The sequence below is a fragment of the Gemella sp. GH3 genome (genome assembly GCF_013415425.1).
GTDB lineage: Bacteria > Bacillota > Bacilli > Staphylococcales > Gemellaceae > Gemelliphila.
The window spans coordinates 1-386 of the sequence record NZ_JACBYC010000016.1 but is presented as its reverse complement, the minus strand read 5'-3'; the positions used below and the strand labels follow the sequence as shown (position 1 = coordinate 386).

At 39.9% G+C, this 386-nt stretch carries 1 protein-coding gene; it reads right to left on the bottom strand.

Annotated features, from left to right (window positions below):
* Positions 1–82: 82 nt before the first annotated feature.
* Positions 83–385 (bottom strand): hypothetical protein, encoded by a 303-nt coding sequence (locus HZY83_RS00085; protein ID WP_228098430.1) that lies wholly within the window; start codon positions 383–385, stop codon positions 83–85.
* Position 386 lies beyond the last annotated feature (1 nt).

Genomic DNA, 386 nt, shown 5'->3' with positions numbered 1-386 from the left:
GCCATACGTTGCGCAGTTCTCATATTCCTTTTAAAATCACTGATTATAGCTGTAACACGAGCCAGAAAATTCTTCTCCATGCCTAACCTCCTTTATGACTTGTTTTTAAGCTGTTAAGGAACTTGCGAGTACCTTGTTTTTGTATTTCTCTTTTACGTTTGTTTTTAGCTAGCTCACGCTGTTTCATTCTTTCGTATTCATCTTCTTGACCACGAATAATGTAATGTTCTCTTTCGTTCTGCCTAACAAAACGTTTTAGTGATTTACCAGCTTGAGCAACCGCATTATATTGAGCGCCGTACAACGCAATGTCTCTTTGGTCAATCAATGCTTGTCTAGCGCCAATAATCCAGTCATTCCATTCGGCAGGTAGCATGCTCATCAGC